The sequence below is a fragment of the Phenylobacterium sp. genome, assembly GCF_044372605.1.
GTDB lineage: Bacteria > Pseudomonadota > Alphaproteobacteria > Caulobacterales > Caulobacteraceae > Phenylobacterium.
Genome location: NZ_JBILRO010000138.1, coordinates 1 through 8,911, shown reverse-complemented (window position 1 = coordinate 8,911; position 8,911 = coordinate 1). Strand labels below are relative to the sequence as shown.

General features: G+C 64.5%; 10 protein-coding genes. 2 read left to right on the top strand and 8 right to left on the bottom strand.

Annotation, left to right across the window (positions count from 1 at the left end; genetic code table 11):
* The 6 genes from ACIQ42_RS11790 to ACIQ42_RS11765 form a co-directional block, all read right to left on the bottom strand.
* The coding region (locus ACIQ42_RS11790) for a Clp protease N-terminal domain-containing protein (RefSeq protein ID WP_397422384.1) at positions 1-843 on the bottom strand (843 nt) is incomplete at its 3' end.
* A 132-nt stretch (positions 844-975) separates the two neighbouring features.
* On the bottom strand, positions 976-2,892 hold the full coding sequence (locus tag ACIQ42_RS11785; RefSeq protein WP_397422382.1) for an alpha/beta hydrolase family protein: 1,917 nt from the start codon (positions 2,890-2,892) through the stop codon (positions 976-978).
* Between the two features lie 83 nt (positions 2,893-2,975).
* The gene (locus tag ACIQ42_RS11780) at positions 2,976-3,239 is read right to left on the bottom strand and encodes a hypothetical protein (protein ID WP_397422380.1); all 264 of its coding nucleotides are present in this window, start codon (positions 3,237-3,239) and stop codon (positions 2,976-2,978) included.
* 38 nt (positions 3,240-3,277) lie between these two features.
* Entirely contained in the window at positions 3,278-3,709 is a 432-nt protein-coding gene (locus ACIQ42_RS11775) for a DUF1178 family protein (RefSeq protein WP_397422379.1), read from the bottom strand.
* An 8-nt stretch (positions 3,710-3,717) separates the two neighbouring features.
* Positions 3,718-3,975, bottom strand: coding sequence for a glutaredoxin 3 (gene grxC / locus ACIQ42_RS11770; protein ID WP_397422378.1), 258 nt, complete (start codon positions 3,973-3,975; stop codon positions 3,718-3,720).
* A gap of 46 nt (positions 3,976-4,021) precedes the next feature.
* The gene (locus tag ACIQ42_RS11765; protein WP_397422377.1) at positions 4,022-4,783 is read right to left on the bottom strand and encodes a ComF family protein; all 762 of its coding nucleotides are present in this window, start codon (positions 4,781-4,783) and stop codon (positions 4,022-4,024) included.
* Here ACIQ42_RS11765 and ACIQ42_RS11760 point away from each other — a divergent pair.
* Positions 4,782-5,609 (top strand): methyltransferase domain-containing protein, encoded by an 828-nt coding sequence (locus ACIQ42_RS11760; RefSeq protein WP_397422376.1) that lies wholly within the window; start codon positions 4,782-4,784, stop codon positions 5,607-5,609. The two genes, ACIQ42_RS11765 and ACIQ42_RS11760, sit on opposite strands and share 2 nt — an antisense overlap.
* Here ACIQ42_RS11760 and ACIQ42_RS11755 read toward each other — a convergent pair.
* Positions 5,606-6,115, bottom strand: coding sequence for an FKBP-type peptidyl-prolyl cis-trans isomerase (locus ACIQ42_RS11755; RefSeq protein WP_397422375.1), 510 nt, complete (start codon positions 6,113-6,115; stop codon positions 5,606-5,608). The two genes, ACIQ42_RS11760 and ACIQ42_RS11755, sit on opposite strands and share 4 nt — an antisense overlap.
* Positions 6,116-6,598: 483 nt before the next feature.
* On the opposite strand from ACIQ42_RS11755, the gene ACIQ42_RS11750 reads away from it, so the two are divergent.
* Positions 6,599-7,729, top strand: a complete 1,131-nt coding sequence (locus ACIQ42_RS11750; RefSeq protein WP_397422373.1) for a zinc-binding dehydrogenase — start codon at positions 6,599-6,601, stop codon at positions 7,727-7,729.
* A gap of 29 nt (positions 7,730-7,758) precedes the next feature.
* On the opposite strand, the gene ACIQ42_RS11745 is transcribed toward ACIQ42_RS11750, so the two are convergent.
* On the bottom strand, positions 7,759-8,911 hold a 1,153-nt coding region (locus ACIQ42_RS11745), incomplete at its 5' end, for a hypothetical protein (protein WP_397422372.1).

Below are 8,911 nucleotides of genomic sequence, written 5' to 3'. Positions count from 1 at the left end.
GTGCATCTCGTCGATGAACAGGATGATCGAGCCCTCGGCGGCCGTCACCTCGTTCAGCACCGCCTTCAGCCGCTCCTCGAACTCGCCGCGATACTTCGCGCCGGCGATCAGGGCGCCCATGTCGAGGGAGAGCAGCTTGCGCTCCTTCAGGGCCTCCGGCACGTCGCCGTTGACGATGCGTTGCGCGAGTCCCTCGACCACGGCGGTCTTGCCGACGCCGGGCTCGCCGATCAGGACGGGGTTGTTCTTGGTGCGCCGGCTCAGCACCTGGATGGTGCGGCGGATTTCCTCGTCGCGACCGATCACTGGATCCAGTTTGCCGTCGCGGGCGTCCTGGGTGAGATCGCGGGCGTAGCGCTTGAGTGCATCGTAGCCGTCTTCCGCCGACGAGGAATCCGCCGTCCGGCCCTTGCGCACCGCCACGGCGGCGTCTTCCAGGCCCTTGGCCGTGACCCCGGCGTCCTTCAGCAGCTTCGCCGCCTCGCCGCCTTCCTTGGCCAGGGCGATCAACAGGCGTTCGGTGGTCACGAACGCATCGCCGGCCGTTTTCGCGCCGGCCTCGGCATCTGCAAAGACGCGGGCCATCTCGGGTTTCATGTAGAGCTGGCCGGACCCGCCCTCAACCTTGGGCGTACGGGCCAGCAGGGCCTCGGCGGCCTTGTCGACCTCGTCGGGCCGCCCCCCGGCGCTCTGGATCAGGGCGCGCGACAGGCCGTCGCGCTCCTCGAGCAGAACCTTCAGGAGGTGTTCGGGCGCCAACTGTTGATGGCTTCGCGCCAGCGCCAGGCTCTGGGCCGACTGGATCGCCTGTTTGGCGCGGTCAGAGTAGATATCGATGTTCATTCGGGGGTCCCCATGTCGGCGGAACGCAAGCAACCGCCTTCTGGAAGCACGGTCACCCTGCTGTTCTGAGATAGTGTGGCGCCATGGCCACACAAGGGGCCTTGATAGGGATCAAAGGGGGCGGGTCGAGCCTCAGTTCGGCGGGTTGTGTTTTTCGACAAAGGCCATGGTGGCGGTCAGCGTCTGCAGCCGGGTGTCTCCGCGCGACAGCCAGTGGTCCGCGCCGTTCTGGACGATCAACTCAAAGGGCTTGCCGGCCCTTTCAAGCGCGGTGGCCATTATGCGGCTCTGTTCGAGCGGCACCACCGTGTCATCCTTGCCGTGGATCATCAGAACCGGAATTGTCACCCGATCGACATGGGTGACCGGTGAGATTTCGACCAGGGATGGATCCTTGAGGTCATCCGCGCCCATGAAGCGATTCCAGTAGCGCAGGGCAAACTCATCGGAGTCGACCCGGGCGCCGGCGACAAACCGACGGAGATCCGAAAGGCCTGCGACAGAAACGGCGCACCGGTAGACGCCAGTATCGAGCGTCGCGCCGGCCAATGCGGCGTAGCCTCCATAGCTGGCGCCGACAATGCACACCCGCTTGGGATCAATCAGGCCCTGGCCAGCCAGATAGCGCACGCCGTCGGAAAGGTCGGTCTGCATCTTGCGACCCCACTGACCATAGCCGGCTTCCAGGAACTTTACGCCAAGCCCGCTGGAACCCCGAAAGTTGACCTGCAATACGGCGTAGCCGCGTGAGGCCATGGCCTGAGCCCACCAGTCAAACCCCGGCATATCCCTAACTGCCGGTCCGCCATGGGGGAATACGATGAGCGGCAGATCCTTTGGCTGCTGTCCACGCGGCGTCGTCAGATAGCCCGAAAGCTCCAGTCCATCAGCCGCCTTGAAGCGCACCGGTTGCTGCGGTGAGATATCTTCAGGTTCAAGGTCGCCGAACTGGGCGCCCAGATATTCCGCCTTCCGCGTCAACAGGTTGACCAGAACGAAGGCAGGGCCGCGCGTACGGGAATCCACCAGAACAACGACCAGTCGTCGATTGGTGGACCACGACTGAAGCTGCACACGATCGCCTGGAAATGCGTCGACAATACTCTTCCAGGCCGCCTGATCGGACGGATCGAAGAAGGTGTAACTGTCGTCATCTCCTGCCAGCGTGTATTGTCCGACCAGCCTCCCATCCAACGCGGCCCGCAGGGAACCTTGCAGGTCCATCGCCGGAACAGGCTCGGCAGGAGGGCGTCCGTCGGTCCGCGTTTCCCGCCAATCCCAGCGATCATTCTGACCTTTCTGGGCATACAGGATCGAGGCGTTGTCGCGTCCCAGCCCGATCATGTACGGGCGGTCCAGCGGCGCCACAGCCGAGGCCGCTTCGCGCCAGCCTGCGCCTTCGCGAACGCGCATCGACCAGGTCTTTGAGCCGCGGGCATAGAATTCCTCGGCAACCGGCGCGCCCGAGGCGTCAAGTGTCCAGCCGATCGTATCCTCGGATCCGGACTCGACCACCCGGTTCACGCCGCTGTCCAGATCGACTCGGAAAAGGGTAAGACGCGCCGTGTTGCCGACGAACACGAACCCCTTGACGAAGACTGCCGGCTTGCCCTGATAAACCCGGACGGTTGGCATGCCATAGATGGCGTCCAGGTCGGCCTTGGACGTCGCCATCACCGATCTGATTTTCTTTTTCTCGATGTCGATGATGTTTGCAAAGTACCACTCGCGAAAGCCATTCTGAATGAGGAAGTCTCGCGTGGTCGTCGACGCGACGAGAACCATGTGCCGGTCCCCGGCCCACTGAACATTTCGGATTTTTTTGGTCCCCAGCAGGCCGCGAAGCGTCACGCTGCCTGTCGCCAGGTCACGGACCACCAGTGTCCGTTTTTCTCCATCGGTTACGACAAGGGCGACGGCATGTCCGCTGGGAGAGATGGAGGCGTCTTCAATGGTCGGCAGTCGGCCAAAGGCCGAGAGCGGCGCGGCGTTCGCCGGCGCGGCCGACAGAGCCAGAAAAAACGCCAGTGTAACCCGCAACCCAGCCATTCAGAACGCGCCCCACCCAATACAATCAAAGATTGCCGTGGATCAGGTTACATCGCAAGCATTCATCCGCAGTCGCCTACGCCCTAAGCCGGCCGGGTGAACACCCGCGTCCGGGAGCATCCCATATCGCCGCCAGCCCAGACCACCTGCTCTATCTTGGTGATCGCGTGAAATATGTCGGGGCGCGCACCCTTGGCTTCCATCGGCTGGATGCGCTCGCCTCGGGCAGGGACCGTAGAGGGCGCGGCGCACGCGGCCTTCCAGATCAGGTCCATGGAGCCCCCGGGCCCGTAAATCGCGAGCGCGAAGGGGCGAGACTGATCGATCTTGAACCGGCGCGGGCTCATCGGGAAACTAACGCGCGGTGCGGGCACAAGTTCAAACTTCAGTTCAGTTCCGCCTTTTTCGGGGGCTCTTGCGGCAAGGGTGCGATGGGCACGCCATCCTCCACCAGATCGCGAACCTCGCCGGGCGTGGCCTGGCCATAGATGCCGCGCTCCTCGGACCGCCCCTCGTGAATGGCGCGGGCCTCTGAGGCGAAACTGTCGCCCACGTCGTCGAAGTTGGCCTCCACATGGGCCCGGATCCGGCCGGCCGCCTCCATCATCATCGCCTGCATCCGCGCAGGCTCGACGTCGCGCACGGTGCGGCGGGTGCCCGTCACGGCGGGGGCCATGATCTGTTTGCGGACGGCCTGACTGTCACAGACGGGGCAGGCCAGCAGGCCGCGACCCTGCTGGTCGTCATAGTCGCCGGACGAGCCGAACCAGCCTTCGAACTCGTGACCGTGATCGCAGGACAGGGCGTAGCGGATCATGTGACCACTCAGGCGCCCTGCAGCAGGGCGTCCAGCTTTCCGGCGCGCTCCAGGGCCACCATGTCATCGCATCCGCCGATGTGCTGCCCGCCGATGAAGATTTGCGGGAAGGTGGCTCGGCCCGAGCGCTGGATCATTTCCTGGCGCTTATCGGGATCGAACGCCGCCTCGATCTCGTCGAAGGCGACGCCCTTGGTTTCCAGCAGTTCGACGGCCCGGATACAGAAGGGGCAATAGGGCTTGGTGTAGATGGTGACCTGGCTCATGGCGCTCTGGCGACAGTGTGTCTGTTTCACGACCATACATAGGACGTCAGGCCGTGTCCTGCACCCTCGCAATGACGGCAACGTCGACACGCGCCGCGCCAGCGGCCTTCAGCGCCCGCGCACAGCCTTCTGCGGTGGCGCCGGTGGTCAGAACGTCATCAATCAGGAGGATGCGCAGGCCGGCCACCCGGCTCGCCCGCGAGGCTGGAACGTGGAAGGCGTTCGCCACGTTGCGGCGCCGGCCGGAGCCTGACTTGCCGGCTTGCGTCGCGGTCGCCCGGCGGCGCACCAGCGTGTCCGGCAGGTAGGGCGTTCCGCTCAGGACGGCCAGGGGCCGGGCGATCTCGGCGGCCTGGTTGTAGCGACGGCGCAGCAGCCGGAAGGAGTGCAGAGGCACGGGCGCGATGGCGTCAGCCTCCTCGATCAACTCGCGCGCCGCCCTCGACAGCCAGCGGGCGAACATCGGCGCCAGGTCCAGACGGTCGGCGTGTTTGAGCTGAAGTATCGGCTCACGCGAGGTTTCGTCGTAGAGGCAGGCGGCGCGCGCCGCATCAAACGCCCGGGGTCGGGCCAGGCAGGCGGCGCACCGCGCGCCCGGATCAAAATCAAACGGCGTGCCGCAGCCGTCACAAACCGGCCCGTCCAGAAACCGGATCCGGCTCCAGGTTTCCGAGGTGAATCCGCCTGCCAGCGGGCGCGGCCCACCGTCCAGCGCCTGTGGCGGGAACAGCATATCCAGCGCTCCGCGCCACGCTGCCTGCGCTTTGGGCTTCCAACGGGCGGCGAAATCGCCATCTTCCGCGCTCATGCCCGCTTCTCCATCCCCTCTGCCGCCCCGCCTGTTTGACCGGGCGCTCCACCGCAAGCGGCTGACGCGGGCGGCGCATGGCTTTGCGGAGGCGGACTTCCTGCATCGCCGCGCAGCCCTGGATCTGGCCGAGCGTATCGGCCCCATCCTGCGCACCTTTCCTCTGGCCGTCGAGCTTTCCGCGCGGCGGGGTGCGTTCCGGGAGGCGCTGGACGATGCGGCGTCGGATCGGGTGGGCCACCTCATCGAAGTCGATCTGTCGCCCGCCATGCTCGCCGGCCGAGCTGACGCGCGCCTCGTCGCCGACGAGGAGCGGCTGCCTTTCGCCGAGGCCAGTCTTGACCTGGTTGTATCGACCCTGGGGCTTCACTGGACCAATGATGTCGTCGGCGCGCTGATCCAGATTCGCCGCACACTGAAGCCTGGCGGATTGTTCCTTGGCGCCTTCCTGGGTGGGACAACCCTCACCGAGCTGCGCCAGTCGCTGGTGGCCGCCGAAAGCGAGATTCTGGGTGGCGCAGGCTCGCGCATCTCGCCATTCGCCGACTTGCAGGACGCGGCGGGCCTGCTGCACCGCGCCGGGTTCAAGGAGCCGGTGGCCGATGTGGATACGGTGACGGTGACCTACGATCACCCGCTCAAGCTGTTGCTGGATCTGCGTCGGATGGGCGAAACCAGCGTGCTGGCTGACCGTCACCCGAAGCCCTTGACCCGCACCCTGCTGGCCCGCACCGCCGAGGTCTACGCGGAAAGGTTCTCCCGGCCCGACGGTCGCCTTACGGCGACTTTCGAGATCATCACGCTCACCGGCTGGGCAGCCGGTTAGTCACTTTCCGGGATCGCAATCAGCTCGATCTCGAACAGCAGGGTGCTGTTGGCGGGAATGGGATCACGGTAGCGCGCGCCGTAGGCGATTTTCGAGGGAATCACGAACTCCCAGGTTTCGCCCGCCCGCATCATCGGCACACCCTCCTGCCAGCCCTTGATCAGGCGCGACAGTGGGAAGGTAGCGGGTGCACCGCGCGCGCGCGAGGAATCGAAAACTCTCCCGTCGATGAAACGGCCTACATAGTGGATGGTCACGACCGCATCTGGCGCAGGCATGGGGGCGGAACCCTTCGCAGCCTTGACCTTGCGATACTGAAGGCCGCTTTCGGTGACCTTCCAACCGGGCCGCTGGAGGCTCCAGGCCTCATAGGCCGCCTGGCCCTGTTCCCATTGTTCCTGCGGCGTGCCGGAATAGGTCACGGGCGCAACGGCAGGGGGCGCACGGGTGGCGCAGGCGCCCAGGGCCAGGGTCGCGGCGAGGGCGAGGATCAATCGTGTGGTCATGTCGGGTCCGGGAAAGCCAAGGCAAGCTTCCTAGAGCGCTGCGATGTCAGGGGGAAGTGTCGGCTGGCCCGCCGCCCGATCAGGAGGGGACTGGGGGGGGGCTTTTCAGGATCCGAACCGGAGACTGGCCAACCGACGCTTGGATTGATGATGCTCGCTTGTGTTCATGTCGGGCCGGCTTTGAGACCATTTCGAGGCGTTGTTCGCGGGCCACAGGCGCCGGGTCATTTCGTCCGGAAAGGTCGATGCGCCTTGCATTACCACCCGGGCCGGATGAACTGGCCACAACGACGTTCGCTCCAACCGCGAATGTCAGGGCGTGGGGCCCCGCGGCGCTTCCGGAATCTCAGGTTCCGCGCGGATAACGACGAAGCGGCAGAGGCGGTCCGAAAGGGCCGCCTTTCTTGCATCCGCCAAAGGCATTGCGCGCTCCCGCGGCAAAGGCCATGTGGTTTCCCAACGATCAAACCCTGAGGAAACACCATGACGAGCGCCCTTCCGACCCACGGCCTTCAACTGCGATCCCTGATCAAGTCCAGCGGTGAGCTGGAATTGTCGCTGGCCACTGTTGATGTGGCCGCGCCGGTCGGCGACGAGATCCTGGTCCGGATCGAGGGCTCGCCGATCAACCCCTCCGATCTCGGGCTATTGCTGGGAGCCGCTGATATGTCGACGGCGACAGCCAGCGGCGGGGTGGTCACGGCCAAGGTGGCGCCGGCCATGATGCGCGCAATGGCGGCGCGGGCCGATGAATCCATGCCTGTCGGTAATGAAGGCGCCGGCACCGTGATCGCCGCCGGCCCTGGCGAGGCTGCGCAGGCGTTGCTGGGTCGCAAGGTAGCGATCCTGGGCGGCGCCATGTATGCCCAGTACCGCACGGTGAAGGCCGCCGACGCCCTGCCCCTGCCCGCAGACGCCAGCGCCGCCGACGGCGCTTCCTGCTTCGTCAATCCGCTGACAGCGCTGGGCATGGTCGAGACCATGCGCCGCGAGGGCCACACCGCCCTGGTCCACACTGCCGCCGCCTCCAATCTGGGCCAGATGCTCAACAAGATCTGCCTCAAGGACGGGGTTGAGCTGGTGAACATTGTCCGAAGCCCGGAACAGGCGAAAATCCTGACCGACATCGGCGCAAAGCACGTGGTGGACTCCAGCGCCCCCACGTTCATGGAAGACCTTGTCGCCGCCCTGACCGCCACTGGCGCGACCCTGGCCTTTGACGCTATCGGCGGTGGCAAGCTGGCCAGCCAGATCCTGAGCGGAATGGAACAGGCCGCCAATTCCAGGCCCGGCAGCTACAGCCGCTACGGCTCCACCACCTACAAGCAGGTCTATATTTATGGTGGTCTCAGTACGGCTCCGACCGAACTGGTCCGCAGCTATGGCATGTCGTGGGGCCTGGGCGGCTGGCTGCTGACGCCCTTCCTCATGAAGATCGGCGCCGCCGAGGCCCAGAAACTGCGTCAGCGAGTCGTCGATGAATTGAAGACGACCTTCGCCAGCCACTACACCGCCGAGATCTCGCTGCAGGAGGCGCTACAGCCCGATGTGATTGCGGCCTACAATCGAAAGACAACGGGTGAAAAATATCTGATCAACCCTAACAAGGGCTGATATCGACGCGGGCAGAGGGTGGATGGGGTTCAGGCGGCCCTGTCCACGCCCTGCGGATGCGTGACGCATTGCAACCCGTCCTCGAAGTCCATGAAGATGTCCATCAGTTCGTCAGGACTGACCGCCAACCGCTTACCCTGGGGAAATCTGAAGCGCCAGAAGCTGGCAATGTGCTGCACAGCGCCCGATTGCTCGCCCAGGGACATGAACATGTCGGGCGCGGCGAGGAGGAAATCCCTGAAGGCGGTGGGCCGGCCATCAACGGTCAGGGACGAATAAGCATCGTCGTAGACAGAAAGCATCTTCTCAACGCCCTTCACAGCCTGCGCGATCGCCACCTCAAGTCGCATACGCGCCCTGGGAAGATAGTTGGTCGTCTCCAGTGAATTGGGGCCACGCGTCCGGATTTCGGTGACCTCCTTCAGGATCCCGCTCAACTGCGGAGTCAGGTCGTTCAGGACCCACTTGTAGTAAAGGAACCCGCGCCATCCGAAGACGCCATCGGCATAGTCCTTGTCGCTGAGACGCAGTACCTCCTTGAGCGGCCCGAATCCTTCGTCGGGCGAATTGGAGAGTAACTTGTCCACCAGCCTGGTCGCCGCGAAGCTCGAGTCGCTGGACTGGCCGGACGAGAGACGCACCAGCGCCATGACCTGTTCACGAACGAAAGCGTACATGCGCTCAAGATCAGGTTCGGAGATGGCGAAATAACGCCGGGCCGGCTCGATGCCGTTTCGCTTCAGATGTTCCCGCAGGAGGAAAGGGTCCAGGGAGGGCAGTTCATTGATCAGGTCCAGGACCTGCCGATCCCGCCGCCCCGGTCGCATCCCTTCTCCAAACATCTCGAAAGCTGCCTGATCGAAGTCCTTCTGACCAACCATCAGATACCTGGCGCCGAGCTTCAGGTCCGTCGCATCAATAGGGGCCATGATCTTAGTCGTGGACGACAGCGGCTGATGGAACAGGTCGAGTTCATGCGGTCGCAGCCGGTGCTTGACGATGATGCTGCCGTTGAGATTGCTGTTCTCGAAGAAGGGGCGCTCGTTCATCGACGGATCAAGCTTTGCCTGACGACGCGCGGCGACCAGGTTCAGCACGCGCGCCGTGGACGCCGACTCTTCGAGAGCGATCAGACTACGGACAGTTCGATCTTTCACGAAATTCCTCACCACACCGAAGGTT